Here is a 25,428-nt window from a genome sequence, read left to right on the forward strand (position 1 = left end):
ATGAGCGCACTAAAAGCCAAGCGAGCCTTATTCTCGTACCCTAAGTATTGGGCAGAATGTTATGGCACAGCACCATTTTTACCTACAACTCGACAAGAGATGGATGCACTTGGCTGGGATAGCTGCGATATCATCATAATTAGTGGCGATGCTTATGTCGATCACCCCAGTTTTGGTATGGCGGTTATTGGCCGAGTGCTCGAAGCGCAAGGTTTTAGAGTGGGCATTATTGCCCAGCCAGACTGGCAATCAAAAGATGCCTTTATGGAACTAGGCCGCCCTAACTTATTTTTTGGCGTGACAGCCGGTAACATGGACTCGATGATCAACCGTTATACGGCTGAAAAGCGTATGCGCCATGACGATGCTTATACCCCAGGTAATGTGGGCGGTAAACGCCCTGATCGCGCCGTGATGATTTACTCACAAAAATGCCGCGAAGCCTACAAAGGTATCCCAATCGTTATTGGTGGTATTGAGGCAAGCCTTCGTCGTATAGCGCACTATGACTATTGGCAAGAAAAAGTACGCCGCAGTATTTTATTTGATGCCAAAGCCGATATTCTTATTTATGGTAATGCAGAGCGCCCGCTGGTGGAAGTAGCTCACCGTATCGCTGCTGGTGAAACCATGGATACCATTCAAGACATTCGTGGTACTGCGGTTATTCGTAAAGAACCGATTCCTGGTTGGCGTGGCAGTGATTCCACAGCGATTGATAAAATTGGCAAAATCGATCCTATTCCAAATCCGTATGGCGCAGACGATGTAGGCTGTAGTAAAAGCGAGTTTAAGCAAGCGGGTATTGATTTACAGGCCGAAGCTGCAAAGCCTATAACTATTCAACCAGCTCGCCCTAAGCCATGGGAAAAAACTTACGTAAAGTTACCCGCATTTGAGCAAGTAAGCGTTAACAAGCCGCTGTATGCGCATGCCTCACGTATTTTGCACCAAGAGACTAACCCTGGTTGTGCCCGTGCGTTATTCCAGCGTCATGGCGATCGCTCTATTTGGGTAAATCCGCCAGCGTATCCGCTAGAAACCCATGAAATGGATGCCGTATTTGGTCTGCCGTATCAGCGTATACCGCACCCAAGTTATGGTGATGCGAAAATTCCTGCGTACGACATGATCAAAACCTCGGTGAATATTATGCGTGGTTGTTTTGGAGGTTGCTCTTTCTGTTCAATTACAGAGCATGAAGGGCGTATTATTCAAAGTCGCTCACAAGAGTCGATCATTGATGAGATTGAACAAATTCGCGATAAAGTACCGGGTTTTACAGGTGTTATTTCTGATTTAGGTGGCCCTACAGCGAATATGTATAAGTTGCGTTGTAAGAGCAAAAAAGCCGAAAGTACCTGTCGTCGTTTATCATGTGTTTACCCTGATATATGTAAGCACATGGATACTGATCACACTCCAACTATCGATCTTTATAAAAAAGCCCGTGAAGTAAAAGGCATCAAAAAAATCTTGATTGCATCAGGTGTACGTTACGATATTGCAGTACAAGATCCACGCTATATAAAAGAGCTGGTGACTCACCATGTAGGCGGCTACTTAAAAATAGCTCCAGAGCATACCGAAGACGGGCCACTGTCTAAAATGATGAAACCAGGCATGGGCGCGTATGATCAGTTTAAAGAGCTATTTGATAAGTACTCAAAAGAAGCGGGTAAGAAGCAGTATTTGATCCCGTATTTTATCTCGGCTCATCCAGGCACAAAAGATGAAGACATGGTAAATATGGCACTATGGCTCAAATCTAACGATTTTAAGCTCGACCAAGTGCAAAACTTTTACCCCTCACCAATGGCTAATGCAACCACTATTTATCATACTGAGATGAATTCGCTGCGCAATATTAAAAATAATACTGAGCAAGTAGCGGTACCAAAAGGTGCGCGTCAGCGTCGCTTACATAAAGCCATTTTACGTTATCATGACCCTGCTGGTTGGCCGATGATCCGTGAAGCGCTACGCAAAATGGGTAAAGCAAAACTCATTGGTAAAGGCCCTAACTGTTTAGTGCCAGAAGAAAGCCGCGATGAAAAATCAGCTAAAGCAAGCAAGGGCGGACGTCCTGCTTTGAGTCGCCATACTGGCTTTAGTCAGTTTAAAAAGGCCAATACCAAACCAAAAGTGGGTGGTAATCGCCAGCGAGCAAGGTAACTTAAGCACTCATAAAAACGCCCAGCATTTGCTGGGCGTTTTTGTTTATGGTTTGGGTATATTACTCTTCAATAAACGCTTCACCTTCAGTCATCCACTTAGCGGCAGGTTTGCCTTTTAAGTAATGATCAAAGTACTGCATCATGCGAATAGAGAAATCGACTTGGTTCGGGAATTTCTTTAAGTGATGTGGTTCGCCTTCGTATTGTAAGAAAGTGGCATCTTTACCAGAACGGCGCAGTGCTAAGTAATATTGCACACCTTCATGCCATGGCACAGCGTCATCTTTATCACCAAACATGATTAAGATAGGGGTATTTACCTTGTCTGCAAAAAACACCGGTGAATTTTCAATATATAGCTCAGGCGCTTCAAATAAGTTTTTACCAATACGGCTTTGCCCTGTTTCGTACTGGAACTGGCGCGCAAGCCCTGATTTTAAGCGAATGCCACTGTAGGCACTGGTCATGTTAGACACTGGTGCACCCGATACCACCGCTTTAAACATATCAGTTTCGGTGATCATAAATGCACTTTGATAACCTGCCCATGAATGGCCTTGTAAGCCAATTTTATCTGGGTCGGCAATCCCTAACTCAATTAGCTTTTGGCTGGCGTTAATCATAGTTTGCGTTGATGATTTACCTGGGTGGCCTATTTCAAAGCGAATATCAGGTAAAAAGATTGCGTAACCGTTTGAAGTGAACATCGGGAAATTAGGGCGATGATTGAGCTCCATTTTTGGAAAGTCATACATGCGTTGACTCATATAGCGGTAAAAATACACCACAACTGGTACTTTATCGCCTTTTTTGTAGCCCGCAGGCTTAATTAAGACGCCTTGTAAATCTTCACCATCAAACCCTTTGTAGCTAATAAGCTCAGGTTTTTCGCCCCATGCAAAGTTGCTAATTTGCGGGTTTAGGTTGGTAACACGTTGTGGCTTTTTAAAGCTAAAGTCAGTTTGGTAGTAATCAGGGAATTGCTGATATGTTTGTGCAGTAAATAGATATTTGTCGGCATTTTTCGCCTTTTTCACTACATCATAGCGCTTTTTACCCGAAAGTATTTTGCTTACTTTATTGCTGGTTAAATCAAGCTTAGCAATTTCAGTTTGCTTATCTTGCAGGTTAGTTGCGCTTAGCAATAATGTTTCGTCTTTGGCAAAGCCTACTTGGTCTTTATCAAGTTTAATGACACGATACTGGGTATTGGTTTCTTTACCTTGAGTTAAACGGGTTGCCTTTTGTGTTGCGACATCAAAAGCCCAAATATCAAATTTGCTATAAACCAGTACTTGGCTGCTGTCGTTTAACCAGCCAGCAAAACCATAACCCGGTTGAGGTGATGGGTAGTCATGTTTATCATCAGCAAAAATAGCGTTAATTGCTTTAGATAAGGTCGAAACCTTGTTGTTACCTAAATCTTTGAGCTGCACTTGGCTGTCTTGGAAAAATGCTGCAAATTCACCATTTGGTGAAAGGCTTGGCCTAAATGGGTAATCTTTAATAATTGATTTTTGCGCACCCGTTTTTACATCAACCGCATAATAATCAGCAAAAAAGCCACCATACATAATTCGCTCAAGATAGGCTTGATTGTTATAACCAAGCAATGCTTCGCGCTTGGTATTGAGTGCAACCTTTGGCATGTCAGGGGTACTCAATTGCACGGACTTATTATTGTTTAGAAAATAAACGCTTTGATAGTGGCGGTTTTTATTAGCTCTATTCCATTGTTGTTCTTCACGCGGCTTAATTTCAGCATCGTTATTGTGCCAAACATTTAAGCCTTTTTGGTCGCGAATAGTATCGTAGTCATACAGCGAGGCTTCGTCAGTATATTCTTTTGCTTTTATTTTAGGTGCCAGCTTGGGTCTGTTTTCAAAGTACAGGCGTTCACCGTCTTCTGACCATTCTAGCTTGGCTGTTTTACCAATTTGCCATGTTTTATCAGCCGATTTTATATCAGTCAGTTGCTCGTTTTTATATAACTTTAACTGGTAGTCGCGACGACGCATATCGTCATCGACATAGTTTCCTAGTGTAAAGGCCACAATATTATGAGTTGGGTGCCACGCTATTTTGTTAACAACAACACCGGGCTCATCAATGAGCACACTGTTGGTAAAGTCATTGTTGAGATCTAGTAAGGTAACTTGGTTATCAGTCCCATCGCTGTCTATTTGGCTTGCAAGCAACTGGCTCGCGTCACTGCTAATTGCGTAGCTAAATACCTGTAAAATAGTGTGGCTGGTTTTATTGTTTAAGTTAACAACGACTAAATCAAAAGCGGTGTCTTTTTTATCCGGTTTGATTTCACTTGTTTTGTTTTTATCGGCACCACTTGAATCATCTTCTTTATCAGCTTTTTTGTTCAAGCGATAAGCGAGCCAGTTACCGTCATCTGACAGTTTGTAGTCTTTTACATCATCAAACTGTTGCTGCTCACCACTGAGAGCATTAACTAACACGAGGTTATTTTTAAGTTTGTTTTTCTTTTTAGTCGTTTCTTTTTCGAGCAAAGTAGGAACTTGGGTAAATACAACCCAGTTAGCGGCTTTGTTGATTGTGGGTTTAGTGCCGCGTGGTACTTCGGCAATTAATTTATTATTGGTTAAATTATAAACGTGGCCAGTTGCATCACCACGGTAAGGTTTAGCGCTAAAGCTAAGGATGTTACCGTCTTCAGACAGCTGAGTGCCTTTTGCTGCTTTAAAATCAAATACATCTTTAAACTGCAGTGCATCTTTGGCTGTAGCCACTGCACTACCTAAGCTTGCCACTAAGGCAATACTAAGTAGGGATAATTGCGCTTTCATTATTAATTCTCGTTTTGTTTTATTACCCTTATCATAACGGGTTTATTTAACAATTCGAGTAGAAGCGATAAGTGCACGAAAATGAGAGTTAAGAGAGCAAATACAAAAAACCTTGTAAGCATAACTCACAAGGTTAATGATTTAGAACCTAGAACCTAGAACCTAGAACCTAGAACCTAAAGCCAAATTTTTTGCAGCTCAAGCCATTGTTTTTCAAATTGGGCGCTGGGTTTTGCTTTAAAGTCACTGCGAACAAACTGATTCATTTTACCTTCGATGTACGCCAGTAAAAAGTTTGCGATAGTGAGCTCATCACTTTGAAAGGTTTTCCCTTCACGTAATTTACGCTCGCGCAGCACTTGTTTTATTTGCGTTTCTAGTTTTTCAAATAAACCTTGTACACGCTCTCGTAATCGTTCTTGCTCACCTTGAAGTGCATCCCCCGTGAGAATTCGCGTAATACCTGGGTTTTTCTCTGCAAACGCTAAAAGCAATAACAAAATATTGTAGATGCGGCTTTGGGTTTCTTTTTCATTTTCAAGAATGAGGTTTATTCGTGAAAGAAGTGTGTCTTCAATAAACTCAATTAAGCCTTCAAACATCCGTGCTTTACTCGGGAAATGACGATACAACGCAGCTTCAGATACACCTACTTCAGCTGCTAACTTAGCTGTTGTAATGCGTTGTCCTAGGCTTGTTTCCAACATTTGTGCGAGTGCTTGTAGTATTTGCTCTTTGCGATTACTTCTTTTTGTCGCAGGCATGAACATTCCTTTCTTTTAATTATTTATTGGGCTTTGCCAGAGTTGGCCACTCACTTTTTGAGCGAATGAGTGGGGCTATGTTAATGTTTTATTCAGTTTCTTTCCAGCCTTTTTACAATCGCTGAGCAAGCTCTTTCATAACATTTAAGGCTAACGCATATTTTGTTTCTATAACTAATTCTTTTTGCTGATCATGCCAGTAGAGTGTTAACGCATTATGATCAGAGTTAAATCCCAAGCCAGATTTTGATACATCATTGGCACATATCATATCAAGATTTTTATTACTGAGTTTGCCCTTCGCATAGGTGGCGACATTTTGAGTTTCAGCAGCAAACCCCACTGTGTAAGGCCTTTTGTGATCGAGGTTTGCGACAGCAGCAATAACATCAGGGTTTTTTACTAGTGTAAGGGTAAGCTCGTCGCCTTGCTTCTTCATTTTTTGTTCAGCGATATTGGCTGCGCGGTAATCCGCCACAGCGGCACACCCGATAAAAGCATCTGAATTGACTGCATGCGCTAATGAGTGTTGTAATAATTGTTCTGCAGTTTCAATGTTAATGACTGATACGCCTTTTGGTGGCGCAATATTAACAGGTCCAGAAATTAGGTTTACAGTAGCGCCTAATTCCACGGCAGCTTGCGCCAGAGCATAGCCCATTTTTCCTGAACTATGATTAGATATAAAACGTACAGGATCGAGTGGCTCACGAGTAGGGCCAGCGGTAATTGTGATAGTTTTACCAGCGAGTAGCTGGGGCTTTGCTGGCGCAGTGCAAAGAGTAACGAGCTCACTTGGCTCTAGCATTCTCCCTGCTCCAATATCGCCACATGCTTGCTCGCCTTTACCGGGACCCCAAATATCTACCCCACGCTGCGCAAGGGTTGATAAGTTAGCTTGGGTTGCAGGGTGAGCATACATTTGTTGGTTCATAGCGGGTGCAATAGCGACTTTTGCTGGTGTGGCTAATAACAAGGTTGTTAGCAAGTCATCTGCGATACCTGCTGCCATTTTAGCAATGATATTGCTAGTGGCAGGGGCGACCAAAATTAAATCGGCCCATTTGGCAAATTCAATATGACCCATTGCGGCTTCTGCTGAAGGGTCAAGTAATGAGTCTGAGATGATTTCTCCACTGACGGCTTGCATAGTTAAAGGTGTTATAAAATGTTTTGCCGACTCGGTCATAACCACTTTTATTTCGCACCCTTGCTCTTTTAAGCGTCTCACTAACTCTGCGCATTTATAAGCGGCGATGCCACCGGTGATCCCAAGTACAATTTTTTTGTTCTTTAACATTGTTATTACTCTGCCAGCTAAATGTTCTTACTTTTATGCGCTAACGATATCAAATCTTTGCCGTGTGGACGAAGTTTTTAATTTGAATTTTATTTGTCATTTCGCAGGCGAAATTTAATTTATAGATTACAGTTATATGAACTTACTCCATTTTAGGGACGAAATGATGCAGTTAACTTCTTTACCGTTTGAGCAGCGCCCCCGTGAAAAGCTACTAGCCAAAGGCGCCAAGTCGTTGAGTGATGCTGAATTGCTCGCTATTTTTTTACGTACAGGCTTACCAGGTATGAATGTTGTAGAGCTTGCGCAACATTTAATGACTCAAAATGAAACTTTGCATAATTTATTTAATGCCTCCATAGATGATTTTTGTGCACAAAAAGGACTGGGTAAAGCTAAATTTGTGCAGTTACAAGCAGTGCTTGAGCTCAGCAGGCGTTATATGATGGAGCAATGTCAGCGCAAGGCTGTTTTTAATTCACCACAAGCGGTATACGATTACCTAACATTGGAGCTCAGAGGTTTGCAGCAAGAGGTGTTCATGGTGCTATACCTTGATAGCCAGAATAGGTTAATAAAAGAAGAAACGCTTTTTTATGGAACGATCAATGCTGCATCTGTATACCCAAGAGAAGTAGTCAAAGCAGCGCTGAAAAATAATGCCGGGGCACTTATTTTAGCGCATAACCACCCATCAGGGATTGCAGAACCGAGCCAAGCTGACAAACTTATTACTAATAAATTGCAACAAGCTCTGCAATTAGTCGATATAAATATCTTAGATCACATCATTGTTGGTGCAGATAATTGTATTTCGTTCGCTGAGCGGGGCCTTATTTAGCTTTGTTTGGTAGATAAGTGTGTTAAAAATAAGCTGTTTACGCTTTTTTGCTAAATTAGTTTAATTTAAATGCAGTTTTTACTTTCCCTAAGGGCTTTCGATCTTTATAATTAGCCGCTATCAAATTTACATATGAGCTGATTGGATAGATCAGTGTTTGATCTTTGCCTGTAAAAGCTGTATAAAGAGCGCCCTTCGATTTATTCTCTAGGGCAGAAATACATGGCCTTAGGTTAAATTAAGCTCGAGCGAAGTTATTGGAGATATATAGACATGTCTAAAGTATGTCAAGTTACAGGTAAGCGTCCTGCGGTTGGTAACCACCGTTCACACGCGAGAAACGCGACTAGACGTCGTTTCCTACCTAACCTACAAACACACCGTTTTTGGGTTGAAAGTGAAAAACGTTTTGTAACATTACGCACTACTACTAAAGGTATGCGTATTATCGATAAAAAAGGCATCGACGCGGTTCTTACAGAAATCCGTGCTCGCGGCGAAAAAGTTTAAGGAACTGAATCATGCGCGATAAAATCCGTTTAGTTTCAACTGCTGGTACTGGTTTTTTCTACACTACCGACAAAAACAAGCGTAACATGCCTGAAAAAATGGAAATCAAAAAGTTCGATCCTAAGGCTCGTAAACACGTGATTTTCAAAGAAGCTAAAATCAAGTAATTTTAGTTCTCTTCAGAATATCAAAAACCCAGCTTATGCTGGGTTTTTTGTTTTAAACTAGCCATCAGCCATCAGCCATCGGATTTCAAGTTTTAGATATAAAAAAACCTTGCAAGCAAGACTCACAAGGTTAATATCTTTAGCACCTAGCACCTAGCACCTAGCACCTAGCACCTAGCACCTAGCATTTACAGTTTAGCGAATGCATCTTGCAGTGGTGGTACAACTTGCTTTTTACGGCTTAAAACACCGTTTAGCCATACTTTACCGTCTTTAGGTGTTTCACCGTAAGCGGTTTCAACAAGCGTTACATCGTCAGATGCAATCAGCATCTGTGAGCCTTCTTTCATGATGTCAGTTAACAGTAAAAATACTGAGTGGCGACCGCCTTCTTCTTTAAGTTTGGCAATATCAGCTTCAAGGTCTGCTTTAATATCGTCAAATACAGCCAGATCAATAACCTCTAATTGGCCAATACCGACTAATTTACCGTTCATGTTGAAGTCTTTAAAGTCACGCATTACTAAATCACGTGCTGGTGTGTCTTCAACCGCAGATTTAACGCGGAACATGTCCATACCTAATTCTTTAAAATCTTCAACGCCAGCAATTTCAGCTAGTGCTTCAACACACTTGATGTCGGCGGTAGTGCACGTCGGTGACTTAAAGATAACGGTGTCGCTTAAAATTGCACACATCATGATGCCAGCAATGTCTTTTGGAATGTCAACATTGTAAAAGTCATACATCATTTTAATGATAGTGTTTGAGCAACCTACTGGGCGGATCCAACATTCAAGCGGAGTCGATGATGTTAAGTCACCTAGTTTGTGGTGATCAACTACGCCGACAACGCGTGCTTCATCTATGTCATCAGGTGCTTGCGTTTTTTCCGTATGGTCAACAATGTAAACGTCTTCACCGGCATAGCTTAATTTAAGCTCAGGTGCCTCAAAGCCAAAGCGGTCAAGAATAAATTGTGTTTCTGGTGAAACATCACCAAGACGAGTTGGTATAGCTGGCTCATCGATTTGGTTTTTTAAATAAGCAAGTGCAATTGCACCACAAATTGAATCTGAATCTGGGATTTTGTGACCCACTACATACATTGACATTGACGGAGCTCCTTAAAATTTGCAGATATTCTAACAAAGTAATCGTACTTTGGCACATCTCACGTTGCTGAATTTTTGTAATAATTAATAACTAAAGCAAGGGGGCTTTTGAAGGGGGATACTGATTTATTTACAGGTGCCATTTTAGTTGTTTTTTAGTTACACTTTAGTGAATTGAATATTCAGTAAAGAGTCTCAAATGCAGCTCAGTCGCAAAGCATGGAACAATGTATTAATCTTCTCTATGTTATTGATGATCTTCTTTTTTAATGGCCTTCATAAAAAGCTTAATAGTGTGCCTGAGCAACCAAGCATACAAACTGTCTTACCAGCCCAAAGCTTTATTCTTGCGCTTAGTTTTCCAGAACAAAAAATTGAGCGAATAGGCACTGCATGGCGCAGTCAGCCTCTTATTGAAAGCCCAGCAAGTAACGAGTGGTCTGCTAACCAAGAAAGCATTGTTAAACTTATTAATGACTGGCAAAGCGCTGAACTAAGTGTGAGTGATGTATCACCAGCAAAGTTAGCCCAACCAATAACAGTTGCAACGCTCTGGTTGGCGGGTGAGCAATTACCTTGGCTTTATCAATTATACAGCGCACCACAAGGGTATTATTTGTTAGATAAAAGTACACAACGGGTATTTTTAGTTGATGTAAATAAAGCCCAACAGTTATTCGTGAATTTTGAGTTTTTACCGAGTGAGTCTAAATAGTATGCCTGAATTACCAGAGGTCGAAGTAAGCCGCATGGGGATAACCCCACACATTTTGCAACAAACAGTAGTTAAGGTGAATGTTCACAACCCAAATATGCGCTGGCCGGTGCCTGATGAAATTTACCAAATAACCCACCTCCCCGTTGTGGCTGTTGAACGCAGGGCGAAGTATTTACTGCTTACCTGTGAGCTTGGTAGTGTGATTTTACATCTAGGTATGTCTGGTAATTTACGGGTTGTAGATAAAACTGAGCCACTTAAAAAGCATGACCATATTGAGTTTATTTTTGAAAATGACAAAGCGCTTAGGTTAAACGACCCGAGACGGTTTGGTTGCTGCTTATGGCAAGCCCCAGATGAGTGCCATGCATTATTGAGTAAACTTGGGCCTGAGCCACTAACTGATGAATTTACAGCCAAACGTGTGTATGAACAATCACGCAATAAAAAAACGGCGATTAAGCAATTTATAATGGATAACGCAGTTGTCGTCGGGGTTGGTAATATCTACGCAAATGAATCGCTTTTTAAAGCGGGCATTCATCCAAAACGCGAAGCTGGCAAAGTCTCTTTGGCTCGTTATCAAAAATTAGTGCCTATAATCAAAGAAACCTTAGCGGCGGCCATAGTGCAAGGCGGCACAACGTTAAAAGATTTTGCGCAAAGTGATGGTAAGCCTGGTTATTTTGCTCAGCAACTACTGGTGTATGGCAGAAAAGGAGAGCCTTGTTTTATCTGCAAAAAAGAATTAACAGAGATACGTTTAGGGCAGCGTAGTACGGTTTATTGCAGCCAATGCCAGCGTTAGGTATCAAACCTTGTAAGCAACACTTACAAGGTTTAAATCAGGATTAAAGCTCAAACGGTGCAACACCAACGGCTTTTATCTTGTAGCCAACTTGGGCTATATCACCACTCCATGTCTCAGTACTGATAACACCTGTTACAACGATTGCATCATACAAGCTTTCGATAGGCACACCGCCTTTAATTGTTACATGTACAATTTGGTTTGGTGGCGGTGGCGGTACGTGAATACAGGCTCCAAAATATGGTACTAATAAAAACTCAGTGATAATTTCGCTATCACCTTCAAGTGGTACCACAAACCCTGGTAAACTTACTGATTTACCATCGAGTTCTTTAACGACTGGCGCATCTAGGTCAGGCTGAACCCAGTTTTGTTCACTACCTTCATGATTTGCTTGATCTTGGGTGTCTATCTGTACATGGCCTTTAGGAATTAAATCTTCCCAAAAAATTTCTTTTGGTGCATTCGCATAGCTGAAAAAGCTCATCGCTAAACTAATCATAACGACGCTTAATAAGCTAAATTTTTGAATATACTGCATGGTGTTCCTCTTAAATTCTGATACTCATGCCATCGGCAAGTGAGTAAAAATATGCACGCGTTGCGGGAATAAGCCCCACGATAAAGCCTGCCGCCATGATAGCGCCGATCAGTGCTAGTTCATAGTGTGACAACCAAGAGATGGTGATTGAAATACCAGCATGGCTTTGTAAAAAGCCAGCGGCTACATTCATTAATCCGTAAAACAGTCCGCAGCCCAGTAAGCAGCCCAGTAAAGTGATTAATAATGATTCAATACTGATCAGTGAAAATAAGTGCCAAGGTCGCGCTCCCACAGAGCGTAAGATTGCCAACTCTCGACGGCGCTGGTTCAAACTTGCCAGTAGGGTGGTTAACATTCCTAATAAACTAACCAATACAACCACACCCGAAAATAACAATAAGATTTTTTCGATAATTGATAGCATTTCCCAAAGCTCACGCAAAGTGACGCCAGGCATAATCGCAAGTAAGGCTTCATCTTTATATTGGTTAATATTACGGCGGATTTGCAAGGTGTATAAAGGTGAATCAAAGCTCATTAAAAAAGCAGTAATTTGCGTTGGCTCGCCAATGAGGTTTTCAGTATTGTGCTCATGCTCATGCTCATGCTCATGCTCATGCTCAGTGGTAGAGTGGCTGCCGCCATGCATTAGATCTATCGCAGCCAGCGGAATGTGTAAGGTTTTATCAACCGGTGTCCCTGTTGCGTTTAAAATACCAACTATGGTGAATGGGTTATCATCGTGGTGGTGAAAACTGGTATTGCCCATGCCGTGGGATATGATAATTTTTTCACCGACTTTATAACCTAGTGTTGAAGCAATTTCACTACCAATAACAACATCATTTAAATGACTAAATGGGCTACCTTGGAAGAACGATAATGTTTGCTTTTTTCCATACTTATAATGTGTGAAGTAATCAGGGCTGGTCCCAAGTACTGCATGCCCCTTATGGCTATCGCCAAGTGATAATGGAATAGTCCATCTAACGCCGCGTTGCTGTTTTATATACTCATAGCTTTGCCAGCTGACACCGTTGTTGGTGTGACCAATACGAAAAACCGATGAAAGCAGCAGTTGTATATCGCCTGTGCGGGCGCCGACAATAAGATCGGTACCTGATATCGTACTACTAAAACTGCTTTTAGCATCTACACGGACGCGCTCGATACTCAGTAGTAGCATAACGCTGATAGCAATGGTAAACAGGGTTAAAAATGCGCTGCTGCGGCGATTAAGTAGGCTTTTATAAGCAAGTTTTATTAAAATCATAGTGCTTGCTCCATAATATCAACAAGACTAACTGAGCGGTTAAAAAGTGCTTGCAATGTTTCATCATGACTTACAAATACCAACGTACTACCTACTAAGTTAGCTTGTGCAAATAACAGTTCGATAAACGCTTTACGATTCGCTGCATCTAAGGCAGATGTGGGTTCGTCGGCAATTATAAGTTCAGGACTGCCAATAAAAGCACGTGCAGCGGCAACGCGTTGTTGTTGTCCAATACTTAAATCAGCTACGCTGCGGTGATGGTGTTCGCTCGACAGGCCAAGTGCCTCCAATAACCTTTGTGCTTCAAGTGGCAATGAGTCACTTTGTTGCAATGCGTTTTGTTGGCGAAGTTTTGAAAATTGGCAGCCAAGCATCACGTTTTCTGTGGGGGATAAATAAGGAAGTAAATTAAAATTCTGAAAAATATACCCTATGTGATCAGAGCGAAATGCATCCCGCTTGCGGTTATTCAACTGCGCCAAGTTTTTATTAAGCACACTAAGTGTGCCTGAATTTGGTTTATTTATACCAGCAAGTAATGACAGTAGGGTTGATTTTCCAGAGCCGCTCGGGCCGTGTAAAAATACATGCTCGCCACGCTCAATGACTAAAGAAGGTATAGTCAATGTAGGGATAGTTTGTTGCGAGCGCCATTTAAAACTAAGTCTTTGAATATTGATCATATGCAGCGAGTTGTGATTTATTTGCTGTTATACTATAACGCGGTTATAAAAATGAAAACAAAACACGTTAAACAACAAAGTCCTTTAATTGTGATTTAACGCTGTCTCGATTATTATTAGCACCTCATAACCCCAATACCATACTTATGCTCATTATGAGCATGTCATACATCCGGAGATAGCATGACTAGCTATAAAGTTTTAGACGTAAACGATGATTTGCCAATACGTACCAAAGGTTCTGTTCACAGTGGTAAAGTACGTTCAGTATATTGGTTAACTGACGAAGACAGTGCGCGCCTAATAAGTGAGAAAGGTTACCAAGTTCCAAAAGGTACTGAGCTTGCCATTATGGTGATTTCTGATCGTATCTCTGCGTTTGATTGTATTTGGCAAGGTGAAAATGGGCTCAGTGGTGTGCCGGGCAAAGGTATTGCTTTAAACACTGTAGCTTCTCATTGGTTTAAACTGTTTGATGAAGCCGGTTTGGCTGGGAATCATATTGTTGATATACCACACCCTTATGTATGGATCGTTCGTAAAGCGAGTACGGTTAAAGTTGAAGCCATTGCACGCCAGTACATTACTGGCAGTATGTGGCGTGATTACAGCAAAGGTGTACGTAATTTTTGTGGTTTAGAACTACCAGAGGGCTTAACAGCTAACCAAAAATTAGATGATGTACTTATAACACCTTCTACAAAAGGCATTATTACAGGTGTTGATGAAATACCAGAAGTGGATGATGTGAATATTACCCGAGACAACATCACTAATAACCTGTCTGTATTTAACTTCAAGTCAGAGGCTGATGTTGCGCAATACGAAAAACTACTCGTTGAAGGATTTGGCCTGATCAGCGCTGAGCTTGCCAAATTGGATCAGATTTTTGTTGATACTAAGTTTGAATTTGGCTACGTGGAAGATATTGATGGCACTGATAAACTTATTTACATTGATGAAGTAGGTACCCCTGACTCATCACGTATTTGGGACGGCCCAGCCTATCGTAACGGTAAAATCATTGAAAACTCAAAAGAAGGGTTCCGTCAGTTATTAATTAACAATGTGCCAGAAAGCGATGTGCTGTTGAATAAAGATCGTATGGCAGAGCGCGAGCAGTTAGCCCGTGATTATGTATTACCAGAGTCGGTTATGTTGTCCGTATCTGATACTTATGTAGGTATCGCCAGTAAAATTGCAGGCCATGAAGTTACTATTCCACTCGACCCTCGCGGTGAAGTAATTGCAATCTTAGACGAGCAATACGGTCTCATTTCTAAGTATTAATTATCATTATTTAATAAAACGACTTTTAAAAGCCCAATGATTAACTATTATTTAGTGTAATTGGGCTTTTATTCTTGCAATTGAAGTCATAGTTCAATTAACTTAATCACATCCTGATAAAAAATAATTAATGTGGTTTAAACACAAAGGATAATTAAATGGTCGTGCAAGGAATTATAATTAATTGCTTAGCAATGCTTAGTATGTTGTTTATTTCTTATGCTACCTTTGCCGCAAATATTACAGTAAATGTTAAAGATCAACATGGTCAGCCATTATCAGATGCTGTGGTTGAGCTAATCGCCCAAGACCCTGTAACGAAGACTGCTGATTTACCGAAGTTGGTGATGGATCAAGTTGATAAACGGTTTGCTCCCACTTTATTAATTGCTCAAAAAGGCCAGCAAGTTAACTTTCCTAATAGCGATAACATCCGTCATCATGTGTACTCTTTTTCTAAAGCAAAACCCTTTCAATTAAAGTTATATTCAGGGCAACCAGATAAGCCTATTGAATTTGATACTGACGGGGTTGTAGTGCTGGGATGCAACATCCATGACTCGATGGTAGGGTATATTTACGTTGCTAGTAGCGAACACGTTTATCAAAGTGATAACAATGGGAATGTCATACTTGATGACGTTACTTTGCCTGCTCAATTTACATTTTGGCACTCTTCACAAACGATACCTTTAGAAGAAAAAACACCTTTAGCTTTAACTAAAGACACGGTCGATAGTGTGACAGTCGTTATTGCTACGCAATCACCTAAACCGCGAAATACATTTGGTAATAAGTTTAAGGCTAATAATGACTAATAGCTTAAAAAATCGAGTTATCATAGTTTGTGTCGGCCTTGTTTTATTGACGACGGTAGTAAGTTTATTTAGTTTTTGGTGGTCCACAAGCCAATTTAACGAGAAAAAAGTCACACAAGATATTAATGTGGCTGAGAGTGTTTATAAGCAATATTTAACAGCAAAAGAAAGCTTGCTATTAACGGCCGCAAAGGTACTAACATCTGACTTTGGATTTAAGCAAGCCGTCGCTACGCGAGATGCAGATACTATCGGTAGTGTGCTGTACAATCATAGCCAGCGAATTGATGCCGAACTTATGCTGCTGCTTGATTTATCTGGTAAATTAATTTCATCTAATAAACCTAACCAAGAGTTTAGTAATGATTTAGAACAAATGATGAATGAGCTGTTAACTAACGCAGAGCAATCTAATTTTGTCGTGCTTGATAACGATTTATACCAAGTGATTTTGCTGCCAGTGCGTGCCCCACGAACAATTGCGTATAGCTTAGTGGGGTTTAAGATAACCGATGAAGTGGCAATTGAGTTAAAAAATCTAACCAATATGGACGTCAGCTTTATTGCTGAACAAGACGGGTTAGTGCGCAGTTCATTATTATCAAGACCCTCGCCATTTTCGCCGAATGATTACTTTTATCAAGCAACCACCTCTCGCATATTTGGAGAGCAAGTAATTTACCGTAATCGTGATTTACACCTTGCATCATTGGAAGGTCATTCGGTTAATGTTTTACTCAGTGCTGATTTAACACAAAGCTATACTGAATTTGAACGCTTGTTTTTTACCATTATTTTACTGGCCGCTTTAACAATTATCATTGGCGTTGTCGCCAGCAGCTTACTCGCAAAAAATCTGACTATGCCATTATCTCAACTAGCGAGTTTAGCTCGGCAATTCGCGCAAGGTAATTATAGCGTTGATTCAATGAGTAATAAGCAAAGTACTGAAATTAAGACATTGATAGATGCGTTTAAAAACATGGGTAATGATATCAATGAGCGCGAGCAGCAAATAAGTTTTGCTGCAAAGCATGATACGTTAACGGGCTTTTATAATCGCTCAGCCATGCTTGAGGTATTAAATGAATCTCTTGCTAAGAATCAAGATTACACGTTAGTAGCTATCGATATTAAAGGGCTTCGTCATATCAATGATAAGTTAGGACCTCGAGTCGGTGATGATTGCTTAAAAGCTGTAGCGTGCCGTATCGCGGAATTTTCAGATGAGTTAGGAGGCTTTCACGCTCGAATCGGTGGGGATGAATTTTTAACTGTTTTTCCAACGACTTCTAGCCAAAATTTGAAAAAGGGTATTTCAGGATTAATGGCGTTACTAGAAACGCCTTACATGTTACAAAAACTAAAAATCAATTTACGCTTTAGTGCCGGTGTTGTTAGCTATCCAGATCAAGGAACCGCACCAGATGACTTGATGCGACGCGTACTGATTGCCGTTGATAGCGCGACTAATGAGCATGAAAATATTCACCATTATAGAGAAGGTGAAGATGAGGAGCATCTAGAGAGTTTACTCATTATTGATGAATTAAAACAAGCAATTGCTGATGATGATGGGCAGCTTTTTATGACCTATCAACCGAAACTTAATTTTGCGACTCAAAAAGTGGATAAAGTGGAGTCTTTGATCCGTTGGCAAAGAAAAAATGGTAGTTGGGTGTCTCCTGAGTTGTTTATCGATCTTGCTGAACAATCAGGCTTGATTGTAGAGTTAACAGAGTGGGTTATTGATACTGTTGTTAAGCAGGTGGGGCAATGGCAACACGCAGGCATATTTATGCAAGCTGCAATTAATGTTTCCGCACAAGATATTGCTTATCCAGGCTTTCATGCGAACTTATTAAAAGTATTAAAAAGTTATTCTGTGGCCCCTGCATTGATAACAATTGAGTTAACAGAAAGGGATATGATCGAGAATGAAGAGAAAGGTATTCAAGCGCTGAACAACCTCAAAGCGATAGGAGTTAAAATATCGCTCGATGATTATGGGGTTGGTCAAACCTCGCTGGGGCGTTTAAAAATGCTCCCTATAGATGAGCTTAAATTAGATAAATGTTTTATTTTAAAACTGGATGAGTCAGAGAAAGATCAATTCATAGTGAGGTCTACTATTACACTGGGCCACCAACTGGGTTTTTCAGTGGTCGCTGAAGGTGTAGAAACACAAAAGTCTTTAGAGATATTGCAAGATCTTAAATGTGACCACATACAAGGGTACTATTTAAGTAGGCCTTTAAAAGCGGATTTATTTGAACAATGGCTGGAGCAATATAATGAATTGGCATAACACTATTTTTGCATTGCTTATTATATTTTATTCACTTGATACTTTTGCAGGTCAAGGGAAGTTATTGGGTACGCCAGGGGTCTCGCAAGTAGAAGGGAGTGCGGGTGGCGGGCTTGTTCCTTGGGCACAGCTTGCGGGTTATGCCAGCGAAGATGAATTAGCTATAAATGGCTTTTGCAGCCGAGCAGATGTCAGCGATTATTCTCTAGATGTCTGCGGCGCACAGGTTAACGTTTTTGATCGTGTGGAGTTAAGTTATGCGCAGCAACGTTTTGAGGTGCCAGCATTAGATACGACCATAGAGCAATCGATTACTGCAGCAAAGGTACGATTGTATGGTGATATAGTTTACAGTCCATGGCCGCAGTTAAGCCTAGGAGTGCAACACAAGTCACTTGCTGATGGGACTGTTGCTACGCTTTTGGGCGCGCAAGAAACGAGTGGAACTGATATATACTTAGCTGCTAGCAAATTACATTTAGGTGCCTTGGCAGGGTATAACGTCTTTTGGAACTTAACTACTCGTTACAGTGATGCTAACCAGCTAGGTTTACTTGGCTTTGGTGGTCAAAATGCGAGCAAGGAGTTCTTGTTTGAAGGCAGTACCGCTATTTTTCTTAGCCGCGAAATTGCTTTGGGTGTGGAATATCGTCAAAAGGCTAACAACCTAGGGTTAGGTGAACAAGATTGGCAGGATATATTTGTAGCTTGGATGCCAAACAAATATGTAAGTATAACAGCTGCTTGGCTTGACCTTGGCAGTATTGCTGGGGCGAAAGATCAAACCGGTTGGTATCTATCAGTAACAGGGTATTGGTAATGAAAATAACAGTATGTGTTTTATTTGTCTTATTGCTAACTGCGTGTCAATCAGCTCCGAATACAACTCTTTATCAACAACTTAATGGTCATGAAGGCATTGAGCGTTTAACCGATAGTTTTATTAATCAAATTGGAAGTGATGATAAAATACTAGCCTACTTTAGGGATTCAAACGTTGCTCATTTTCGCAACGGTTTTATAAACCATTTATGTGCTTTAACTGATGGCCCCTGTGAGTACAAAGGTGACAGTATGGTTGCTATTCATACAGGGATGAATATAACAGAAGCTGATTTTAATCGTGTTGTTGATTTATTGATAAGCGCCATGGATGAGCAAAATATAAGCCATACTATACAGAATAAAATATTAGCTAAAATGGCACCACTTCGGCCAGAGATTATTCGTATTTAATCAAAAATAGCTTCTATATTTCATCGTTATGGCTGAAAAAGCGCATTGATTTATGTACAATGGTCTTTGTTATCGTTAATGAAATGTAATTTATGCTCGCTTATTTTGATGTTCAGCATCTTTATTATATCCCGCAATATTTACCTGTTATAAAAAAACTAACAGATAAGGGCCACCAGTGTGTGTTGGTTTTTTATAAGTCTCAAGACTCTGAGCTAATCGCTATTTGTGAGCAATTTATAAATGATAACAAGCTCGATGCGGCATGGTTGGCTAATACGGGTGAAGCGTTTGATTTTTATCAAAAGTGCCATGCTGATTGGATTATATTTGGTAATGCATTCGCACAAAGCGAAGCATTAAACAAGAAAACGGCCATGATGCAGCATGGTATTGGCCCTAAACAGTGTTATTACGATGTGTCTAATGCGGGGATGACCGTGCGTTTTGTTGAGGGAGAGCACAGAAAAAACCGCCTCGAAGCACTCTATCCAAAGGGGAATTTTGTTGACTCAGGGTATGCTAAATTGGACCCGCTATTTGATCAATCTGTTGAAAAAATTAAGTTGACGTCATTAGGCCTTGACCCTCAAAAGCCGACTTTATTGTATGCACCGACATTTTACCCAAGCTCAATTGAGTGTATGAGCGATGATTTTGCAGATGACTTTTCTGCGTACAACATCATTATTAAACCGCATTTTTTTTCCCTAACTAAGCCTCGCTATAAAAAACAGCGCATTAAATTAGTACGCTGGAAGCAAAGCAATAATGTATTTGTTGCTGATACAAATCAATTTGACTTAACCCCATTTTTAGCTATTTCGGACATTATGCTTTCTGATGCCTCATCGGCAATTTTTGAATTTGCAGCCTTAGAAAAGCCTGTTATCTGGTGTGATTTTTATAAATTGCGATGGAGCTACCGTGGGATTTTTTCGTTTCGTTTGAAAGAGCGATTAGATGATGATATTCATTATTTTAATCAAATTTGTCACCCTGCTAGACATTACAATCAGCTAGCGGAAAAAATCGAACAAGCGGCTCTGGAGAGTGAGACATTTAAACAAAACAAAGCAGCTTTAATAAAGCAGCTTGCGGGAAGGACCGATGGCTTATCAACCAGCCGTATCGTTGATTACCTAGAGAAAAATGTATAGCTACTCATGCTGCACTGATTAATATAGATGTAGTGCAGACTATTTAAAAATGACTACTAGGATTAGGCAAAGTCACTGCCTCTTATCATGATAACTTCATATAGTTAAGTGCTTTACGAATTTTATATCGACGCAGTAGGTTTAGTGGCTTAGGTAACAGCCCGGCGTTAATTACTTCTTCGGTTGCTGCTAAAACGCGTTGTGCGCTTTTACCGTCAGTGTATGGGTGAACTTGTGCGATATAATCGGTAATGTTTTTTTGTTGCTGTTCGCTCAAATTTAGCGCTTGGTGTATCGCATCGTCTAATTGTTCAGGTTCAGTGATGTTAATCAAAGCGTTTTGTGGCTGACTATTGTTAAAGGTTACCACGGGTTTGCCAATAAGCAACGATTCATCTACCGCACTAGAAGTATCAGAAATAACTATATCAGCCTGCTGAATTAGCGGAATCAAGTTATCGCTTTGGCTTATTTCGAAATGTTCTAGGCTCTCTAATTGCTGGTAAAGCATTTGCCATTCAGGTTTTGTTTTTGGATGAAATTTTAGCTTTACGAAGTACTCACCTGTATTTGCAAGTATTTTGATTTGCTCAAACAAAGCGTCCAAAGATGTTAGGTTTGGAGAAAAGGTCGGTGCGTATAAAATTACAGGCTTTAAGTTATTTGGTTTATCATAGCTAAAGTAAGGGTCTAATTTAGGCCAGCCGGTTTCAGTAACTTTGAAGTGATGATGTTTTTGAGCTAATAAATTAAAGGGTTCTGTTGTCAAAGGGCCATGAGTACAGTACAAATCAAAAAAACCACGAATACCAAAGTGACCTTTCTTTTTATACTCTAAGCCATGAAACACTTGTACTTTGGCTCCAGGAAAAAAGTCAGGAACCACATTACCCGGCACAAACACGGCGCGAGGATTAAACTGCTTCACTTCTTCAACACTATGCAGTTGCTGTTCTGTGGGTAATAGCCCCTCAGTAATTCCACTTCGTTTTGTAATATACCAGCAGACTTTATCGCCATTTTCTATAATTGCATCTTGGATTGGGCGCAATATTGCAAAGCTGTAGGCTTGTTCAACGTAAAATAAATAATGTTTAGGCATGAAGCATCACTTTAAGGCTGAAAGTAGAAAACGGGTAGGTTGTGAAGAGGAAATACTCCACATACCACAGTCAAAATCTATAATACCGTTTTATTACAGTAAAATAAATTAATCAAAGGAGCCAACAGTAGAATAAAACTGCCATAAATTGGTCATGGTTAAGTCATATAGTCGGCTTAGTATTTATATTAAACCTATAAATATTGGTATAAGCCCATTATGCACTTTCTATTTGTGTCCCGTCGCAATGTACACGCCCGTTATTATAAAAAACTAATTTCTCAGCTTAACATTAGTGCCAGCATACATATCTTTGGTAAGCCAATGCTTGGTGCTTTAAAATACATACCTCAAGCACTTAACACTTCTTTTGACGATATTATTGCCACTCAGATAAAACGTAAGCAAGCCAAAAATAGTATGTGGAACAGTCATATATTTACTAGGTTTTATGCGTTTTTGCTGAATATCATTGAGTGCTGCCGCTATGCCAAATACTTAGCTTTATTGGAACAACAAAAACCGACTCATTTAGTTATTTGGAATGGTAATAAACTGCCTAATGTAACGGTTGTAAAGGCAGCTAAAAGGCTAGGTATAAATGTGTTTTATTATGAAAACGGGTTGCTGCCTAATACGAGTTGCTTAGACCCAAAAGGTGTAAACTTTGCCTCATCAGTAAAGCGTGAACGCGAGTTTTATGAAAATTTTGAGCCTCCAGAGCATTTCAATGTACGTATCCCAGAGCTAACGCCTAGAGCAAATCATAAAAAGCGCAAAAAGTTTGTGCAGAGCAAACTGCCTGCACGCTATATTTTTGTGCCATTTCAAGTCCCTCATGATACTCAGATTGCTAGCTATTCGCCCTGGATACATTCTATGGAAGCACTTTATAATCAGGTAATGGAAGCTGTGGAGGGATTGAGTGACCCGCAATTAAAAGTTGTTTTTAAAGAACATCCATCGTGGCATAAACATTACCCTCATCTATACAAAAAGCACCCCCAAGCACTATTTGCAAATGGTAATGTCACCGCCGATTTAATCGAAAATGCACAAGCAGTTGTAACAGTAAATTCAACCGTCGGTATTGAGGCGCTGTTAATTGGGCAGCGTGTTATTACCCTTGGGCAGGCATGTTATAACATTGATGGTTTGGTATTACATGCAGCAAATGGACACGCACTGCGTAATCAGCTTTTGCAAGTAATGCATGGTTGGCAAGTAGATTCACATTTAAAAGATAAGTTTTTTAGTTATTTAAAGCATGTTTACTCTGTTCAAGGAAGGTGGCAAGATTGCTCCAAAGATCATGTTGAAGCTGTTGAGAAACGTTTGCTCGGCCTTGATGCGTTTTCACAGCAGGTAAATGAAGTAAAGGAACACAATGAACAACATCGTCACATGCCAGTGGTTGAACGAACACATAAACGATTCAAAACTCGTTATCTTTGATGCAGGTATGGTGCGCCCAGGTCAACCAGGGCGATACCAACCGGATGCTAAGCTCCCGAATGCTCAGCGGTTTGATTTTAAAAAGCAGCTCGCTGATTTATCCAGTGGCTTGTCGCACACTATGTGTAGTCCTGGGCAGTTCACTGAGCAAATGCAATCAATGGGAGTAGATAGCGACTCGCTGGTTGTCATATATGAAGACCAAGGCTTGTTCAGCTCTGCTCGAGGGTGGTGGATGTTTAAAGCAATGGGATTTGATAATGTTAAAGTGCTCAGTGGTGGCTTAGCTAAATGGCAGTCTCTGGGCTATCTCACTCAAGTCGAATATAGCCATAACCACCATAGAGGGAACTTTACTGCTAAACCAAGGGCTGACTACTTTATAGATGCAGCTGCGGTGTTTAATGGTATTGATGACGATAATGTCTTGCTGCTTGATGCGCGAGGTTATAAACGCTATACAGGTGAGATGGCTGAGCCTAGACCCGGTATGCGCAGTGGTCATATCCCCAACGGCCTGTCATTGCCGTTTATCGAGTTACTTGATAAAGGCGAAGCTAAATCAATTGAGCAAATTAAAGCGGCCTTCTCTACGGTTGTTGATAAACAAACTCAGCTGCAATTTAGTTGTGGTTCTGGGGTAACCGCATGCATATTAGCCTTGTTTGCTGACGAATGTGGTTATCAAGATTTACACGTTTATGACGGTTCGTGGAGTGAGTGGGGCGCACGAGATGAACTCCCCATCGAAACCGGCCCTTGCCCTAAGCGCGCATAGTTATAATGAATTAATTGCAAAATCATAGTTGCGCCAATAGTTAATAGCCTTGTTATTTAATGGTTGGCGTACCTGTATTTTGCTGGCTGTTGCTGAGGGGCTTTGTTGTTTGTAAAAGTCTAAGCAGTCAGCTTGCCACTCTAAATTACAAAAAGCGTATACCTTTTTCGTGCTCCTAACAGGTTCAGTGACTAACTCTTCATATTGCATGATCAAGACGTTGTTTTTGTATGTGTTCGCGAAGTGATTTATTAAGTTACAGTAGTCATAGTAAAAACGGTTTATATTGTTTAAATCATAACTGTAATGATGAAAAGCGCTTGCTGGATTATAAAGCTGGCGGAAATTTGCAATACAACTATCTTGTTGCTCTCGTTGCATACAAATTATTTTAGCTTGCGGAAAAGCAGCTAAAATTAAATCAATATAATAAAAGTTAAACGGTTGTTTATCGCAAACACGTAATGACGGCGCTACTAATTGACTAACGCGTTGTTGATAATTATTAAGTTGCTCAACTGTTTCTTTATTATTATAAGCGGCGGTTAATACCTCACTATTTAAAATCTGCTTATTGCCTCTTTGGCAAAGTTGAGCAATGTCGTTGAGTTCACCTACACCTTGAACTGCAGCAGACTGATTTATGATTTTTTCCATCAATGTGGTGCCTGAGCGTGGCATGCCTACAATAAATATCGGCGCAAAGATATTATTGGCTTGTGTAGCACAGAACTGCTGACTAAAGCTAATTAGTTGTTGGCAAAACTGACTGTGTTGGTCAGGGTTGTATTTTACGAGTTGGTTTATTGTCTTTTTGCTGGCATTAAATGCGTTAAATGCATTTTTGTATTCATTTATATGCTCATAATTGAGAGCGATGGCGTGTTGTGCATAGTGGTTATCTTGCGTTGAAAGTTTGCTTTTTACTAACTTTTTAAGTTGTGCCAGGTGTGTTTTTGCTGAGTCAGTATTATTGAGCTCTGCCAGCGAATAATGTGCTTGAAAATACAAAGGTTGCTTCGTTATTAATTGCTTTAATAAATTACGGGCTTTGTCAAACTCCCCCATAACTTTATAACCAATTGCTAAGTTGTAACTAATTTGAGGAGTTGATGAGTCGAGCAGGTAGGCTTTTTTTTGCCAATTGAGCGCCTCTTGATAATGCCCTAAACGAGTTAGTACGTTAGCAACAAGGTCATAATAAATCGCATTATCATACTCGCTATTTAGCGTTTTATTTATGTATTGCTGTGCGTTAATTAGTTGCCCAGTCAATACCGCTACTTTAGCTAAATGAGCAAAATACACCGGCTGCTTTGTAATGCTAAGTGCTTTTTCTAGTAGCTTTTGTGCTTTGTTTTTATCGCCAACGGCCAGATTTACTTGTGCCAACAAAAAATAACTAAAGTGATCAATTGGATCCCTTGTTAAATTGCTTACTAGTAAGTGATGAGCATCATTAAATTTGCCTTGCGTAAGTGCAAGCTCAATTTGCTGCTGAAGCTTTGTTTGGAGTGATGTTAGTTGCATAAGCTAAAGGATATAAGCCTTGGTAC

23 protein-coding genes are annotated in these 25,428 nt (G+C 40.4%); 14 read left to right on the plus strand and 9 right to left on the minus strand.

Annotated elements, in window-relative coordinates; genetic code table 11:
* Window positions 1-2,175 carry a YgiQ family radical SAM protein gene (locus ACFI4Z_RS08730; protein ID WP_462670249.1) on the plus strand — a complete coding sequence of 725 codons (2,175 nt, stop codon included), beginning with the start codon at window positions 1-3 and terminating at the stop codon, window positions 2,173-2,175.
* A 61-nt stretch (window positions 2,176-2,236) separates the two neighbouring features.
* On the opposite strand, the gene ACFI4Z_RS08735 is transcribed toward ACFI4Z_RS08730, so the two are convergent.
* From ACFI4Z_RS08735 to coaBC, 3 genes are all read right to left on the minus strand, one after another.
* Window positions 2,237-4,996: a S9 family peptidase gene (locus tag ACFI4Z_RS08735; RefSeq protein WP_462670250.1), complete on the minus strand. Its 2,760-nt coding sequence runs from the start codon at window positions 4,994-4,996 to the stop codon at window positions 2,237-2,239.
* 176 nt (window positions 4,997-5,172) lie between these two features.
* Window positions 5,173-5,760: a nucleoid occlusion factor SlmA gene (slmA, locus tag ACFI4Z_RS08740; RefSeq protein WP_099294817.1), complete on the minus strand. Its 588-nt coding sequence runs from the start codon at window positions 5,758-5,760 to the stop codon at window positions 5,173-5,175.
* A gap of 112 nt (window positions 5,761-5,872) precedes the next feature.
* Entirely contained in the window at window positions 5,873-7,066 is a 1,194-nt protein-coding gene (coaBC, locus tag ACFI4Z_RS08745; RefSeq protein WP_462670422.1) for a bifunctional phosphopantothenoylcysteine decarboxylase/phosphopantothenate--cysteine ligase CoaBC, read from the minus strand.
* Window positions 7,067-7,226: 160 nt separating this feature from the next.
* Here coaBC and radC point away from each other — a divergent pair, with 160 nt between their 5' ends.
* The 3 genes from radC to rpmG all read left to right on the plus strand — a co-directional run bounded on the left by radC (window position 7,227) and on the right by rpmG (window position 8,578).
* The gene (radC, locus tag ACFI4Z_RS08750) at window positions 7,227-7,901 is read left to right on the plus strand and encodes a RadC family protein (RefSeq protein ID WP_394192769.1); all 675 of its coding nucleotides are present in this window, start codon (window positions 7,227-7,229) and stop codon (window positions 7,899-7,901) included.
* A gap of 273 nt (window positions 7,902-8,174) precedes the next feature.
* Window positions 8,175-8,411 carry a 50S ribosomal protein L28 gene (rpmB, locus tag ACFI4Z_RS08755; protein ID WP_006793236.1) on the plus strand — a complete coding sequence of 79 codons (237 nt, stop codon included), beginning with the start codon at window positions 8,175-8,177 and terminating at the stop codon, window positions 8,409-8,411.
* An 11-nt stretch (window positions 8,412-8,422) separates the two neighbouring features.
* Window positions 8,423-8,578 (plus strand): 50S ribosomal protein L33, encoded by a 156-nt coding sequence (gene rpmG / locus ACFI4Z_RS08760; protein WP_004587947.1) that lies wholly within the window; start codon window positions 8,423-8,425, stop codon window positions 8,576-8,578.
* Between the two features lie 188 nt (window positions 8,579-8,766).
* On the opposite strand, the gene ACFI4Z_RS08765 is transcribed toward rpmG, so the two are convergent.
* Window positions 8,767-9,693 (minus strand): manganese-dependent inorganic pyrophosphatase, encoded by a 927-nt coding sequence (locus ACFI4Z_RS08765; RefSeq protein WP_462670251.1) that lies wholly within the window; start codon window positions 9,691-9,693, stop codon window positions 8,767-8,769.
* A gap of 199 nt (window positions 9,694-9,892) precedes the next feature.
* Here ACFI4Z_RS08765 and ACFI4Z_RS08770 point away from each other — a divergent pair, with 199 nt between their 5' ends.
* Window positions 9,893-10,408: a hypothetical protein gene (locus ACFI4Z_RS08770; RefSeq protein ID WP_462670252.1), complete on the plus strand. Its 516-nt coding sequence runs from the start codon at window positions 9,893-9,895 to the stop codon at window positions 10,406-10,408.
* A 1-nt stretch (window position 10,409) separates the two neighbouring features.
* Window positions 10,410-11,219, plus strand: coding sequence for a bifunctional DNA-formamidopyrimidine glycosylase/DNA-(apurinic or apyrimidinic site) lyase (gene mutM, locus ACFI4Z_RS08775; protein WP_462670253.1), 810 nt, complete (start codon window positions 10,410-10,412; stop codon window positions 11,217-11,219).
* A gap of 43 nt (window positions 11,220-11,262) precedes the next feature.
* Here mutM and ACFI4Z_RS08780 read toward each other — a convergent pair whose 3' ends face one another.
* Genes ACFI4Z_RS08780 through ACFI4Z_RS08790 form a run of 3 tightly spaced genes read right to left on the minus strand, consistent with a single transcriptional unit; the run spans window position 11,263 to window position 13,725 of the window.
* Window positions 11,263-11,763 (minus strand): DUF3299 domain-containing protein, encoded by a 501-nt coding sequence (locus tag ACFI4Z_RS08780; protein WP_462670254.1) that lies wholly within the window; start codon window positions 11,761-11,763, stop codon window positions 11,263-11,265.
* Between the two features lie 10 nt (window positions 11,764-11,773).
* Window positions 11,774-13,039: an ABC transporter permease gene (locus ACFI4Z_RS08785; protein WP_462670255.1), complete on the minus strand. Its 1,266-nt coding sequence runs from the start codon at window positions 13,037-13,039 to the stop codon at window positions 11,774-11,776.
* Window positions 13,036-13,725: an ABC transporter ATP-binding protein gene (locus ACFI4Z_RS08790; protein ID WP_462670256.1), complete on the minus strand. Its 690-nt coding sequence runs from the start codon at window positions 13,723-13,725 to the stop codon at window positions 13,036-13,038. The genes ACFI4Z_RS08785 and ACFI4Z_RS08790 overlap by 4 nt, the downstream gene beginning before the upstream one ends.
* A 183-nt stretch (window positions 13,726-13,908) precedes the next feature.
* Here ACFI4Z_RS08790 and ACFI4Z_RS08795 point away from each other — a divergent pair, with 183 nt between their 5' ends.
* The 6 genes from ACFI4Z_RS08795 (at window position 13,909) to ACFI4Z_RS08820 (ending at window position 20,537) form a co-directional block, all read left to right on the plus strand.
* Window positions 13,909-15,015: a phosphoribosylaminoimidazolesuccinocarboxamide synthase gene (locus ACFI4Z_RS08795; RefSeq protein ID WP_462670257.1), complete on the plus strand. Its 1,107-nt coding sequence runs from the start codon at window positions 13,909-13,911 to the stop codon at window positions 15,013-15,015.
* 158 nt (window positions 15,016-15,173) lie between these two features.
* Window positions 15,174-15,833 carry a methylamine utilization protein gene (locus ACFI4Z_RS08800; protein WP_462670258.1) on the plus strand — a complete coding sequence of 220 codons (660 nt, stop codon included), beginning with the start codon at window positions 15,174-15,176 and terminating at the stop codon, window positions 15,831-15,833.
* Window positions 15,826-18,141, plus strand: a complete 2,316-nt coding sequence (locus tag ACFI4Z_RS08805) for a bifunctional diguanylate cyclase/phosphodiesterase (RefSeq protein WP_462670259.1) — start codon at window positions 15,826-15,828, stop codon at window positions 18,139-18,141. The genes ACFI4Z_RS08800 and ACFI4Z_RS08805 overlap by 8 nt, the downstream gene beginning before the upstream one ends.
* Window positions 18,128-18,961 (plus strand): DUF3034 family protein, encoded by an 834-nt coding sequence (locus tag ACFI4Z_RS08810; RefSeq protein WP_462670260.1) that lies wholly within the window; start codon window positions 18,128-18,130, stop codon window positions 18,959-18,961. Before ACFI4Z_RS08805 ends, ACFI4Z_RS08810 begins: the two co-directional genes overlap by 14 nt.
* On the plus strand, window positions 18,961-19,377 hold the full coding sequence (locus tag ACFI4Z_RS08815; protein ID WP_462670261.1) for a group I truncated hemoglobin: 417 nt from the start codon (window positions 18,961-18,963) through the stop codon (window positions 19,375-19,377). The genes ACFI4Z_RS08810 and ACFI4Z_RS08815 overlap by 1 nt, the downstream gene beginning before the upstream one ends.
* Before the next feature lie 92 nt (window positions 19,378-19,469).
* The gene (locus tag ACFI4Z_RS08820; protein WP_462670262.1) at window positions 19,470-20,537 is read left to right on the plus strand and encodes a CDP-glycerol glycerophosphotransferase family protein; all 1,068 of its coding nucleotides are present in this window, start codon (window positions 19,470-19,472) and stop codon (window positions 20,535-20,537) included.
* Window positions 20,538-20,622: 85 nt separating this feature from the next.
* Here the strand turns inward: ACFI4Z_RS08820 and ACFI4Z_RS08825 are convergent, their stop codons facing one another.
* The gene (locus tag ACFI4Z_RS08825) at window positions 20,623-21,639 is read right to left on the minus strand and encodes a CDP-glycerol glycerophosphotransferase family protein (RefSeq protein ID WP_462670263.1); all 1,017 of its coding nucleotides are present in this window, start codon (window positions 21,637-21,639) and stop codon (window positions 20,623-20,625) included.
* Between the two features lie 324 nt (window positions 21,640-21,963).
* Between ACFI4Z_RS08825 and ACFI4Z_RS08830 the strand changes: the two genes are divergently transcribed.
* Both ACFI4Z_RS08830 and ACFI4Z_RS08835 read left to right on the plus strand, forming a co-directional pair.
* Complete coding sequence (locus ACFI4Z_RS08830; RefSeq protein ID WP_462670264.1) at window positions 21,964-23,094, plus strand: capsular polysaccharide export protein, LipB/KpsS family; 1,131 nt, start codon at window positions 21,964-21,966, stop codon at window positions 23,092-23,094.
* Window positions 23,027-23,872, plus strand: coding sequence for a sulfurtransferase (locus tag ACFI4Z_RS08835; RefSeq protein WP_462670265.1), 846 nt, complete (start codon window positions 23,027-23,029; stop codon window positions 23,870-23,872). The genes ACFI4Z_RS08830 and ACFI4Z_RS08835 overlap by 68 nt, the downstream gene beginning before the upstream one ends.
* On the opposite strand, the gene ACFI4Z_RS08840 is transcribed toward ACFI4Z_RS08835, so the two are convergent.
* On the minus strand, window positions 23,873-25,402 hold the full coding sequence (locus ACFI4Z_RS08840; protein WP_462670266.1) for a tetratricopeptide repeat-containing sulfotransferase family protein: 1,530 nt from the start codon (window positions 25,400-25,402) through the stop codon (window positions 23,873-23,875).
* Between the last annotated feature and the right edge of the window lie 26 nt (window positions 25,403-25,428).

Source organism: Pseudoalteromonas sp. RWi3, from assembly GCF_054960735.1.